Origin of the sequence: Fodinibius saliphilus (assembly GCF_005869845.1) — a bacterium.
Classification (GTDB): Bacteria; Bacteroidota; Rhodothermia; order Balneolales; family Balneolaceae; genus Fodinibius; species Fodinibius saliphilus.
Genome location: NZ_VAWF01000009.1, coordinates 1 through 632 on the forward strand (window position 1 = coordinate 1; position 632 = coordinate 632).

Here is a 632-nt window from a genome sequence, read left to right on the forward strand (position 1 = left end):
CCGCCAACACGACTGCGCAACTTCGTTGCAATCGAAAACCCGGCCGAGTCATCTTCCGCACGGTTAATCCGCTTACCCGTTGACATCTTCAACTGGTTTTCGGACATCTCCTTATTAATTCTGTTCAATGACAGCTGGGAATCCAGCGATTGTATGTTTGTATTTACCCTGTTTAAATCTCCAAAACTTGCCATAATTTTATCTCCGTTTTTAAAAAAGTATGTGTTCAATTACTGCGTTGCACAACTATTATCGTAAGGGGGAAAACCGTTCTTAAATATTATTTTGAATTTGTTTATTAAAATAATTTAATAATTATAATCATGCTTAAAATAGCTAGAGAGGTATATTCCAAGCACGAAATATACTTTTTTGTTTGTTTTTATTTTTATAGCAAGAGCCACAATCCTCTGTTCCAAAACCGTTAAAAAGACTCCTAAACCAAATGGAAATCTTACTGTTTGGGTAACTTCTTGAGAGGGAGTTGAGATTGATATTCAATCAAAATAAAAAACCCCATTGCTGCCGAAGCAACAACAGGGTCTGTCTTTAACTATACGGGGTAACCCGTCAGGGATTATCCAAGGAATCCGAGTACAGATTGCGGACCGTTGTTGGCCTGCGCAAGAGAC

At 38.3% G+C, this 632-nt stretch carries 1 protein-coding gene; it reads right to left on the reverse strand.

Annotation, left to right across the window (positions count from 1 at the left end; translation table 11 throughout):
* The coding region (locus FCN14_RS15620) for a flagellin (protein ID WP_434084072.1) at positions 1-194 on the reverse strand (194 nt) is incomplete at its 3' end.
* Between the last annotated feature and the right edge of the window lie 438 nt (positions 195-632).